The organism is Vibrio sp. 2130-1, from assembly GCF_033339515.1.
In genome coordinates this window covers 340-693 of the sequence record NZ_JAWOUT010000294.1, presented here as the reverse complement: position 1 = coordinate 693, position 354 = coordinate 340, and the positions used below count along the sequence as shown (strand labels likewise).

Here is a 354-nt window from a genome sequence, read left to right as displayed (position 1 = left end):
AAGGCAAATCGTTCGGTAATACTTCACTGCCACTCGCCATCACGGTTAACCAGCGACAAATGTTTTCTAGCTGACGTACGTTGCCTGGCCAATTGAGTCGAGTGAGAATTTCGACCGTCGACGGGTGCAAGGTTTTGGTTTCCACTCCAAGCTCATCTGCGGCGCGTACCAGAAAGTGTTGTGTGAGCTTTTCAATGTCTTGTTTGCGTTCACGAAGCGCAGGAATTTGTACGCGAATGACGTTCAAGCGGTGGAACAAGTCTTCACGAAAATCGCCTTGGTGTACCAGCTTTTCGAGGTTTTGGTGCGTGGCGGCGACAATACGCACATCGACACGAATCGGAGAGTGACCAC

The 354-nt window shown here is 50.6% G+C and carries 1 protein-coding gene; it reads right to left on the bottom strand.

Translation table 11 applies throughout. The annotated features are described in order from the left end of the window. The coding region (locus R7Q09_RS25820) for a sigma 54-interacting transcriptional regulator (protein ID WP_318143901.1) at nucleotides 1-354 on the bottom strand (354 nt) is incomplete at both ends.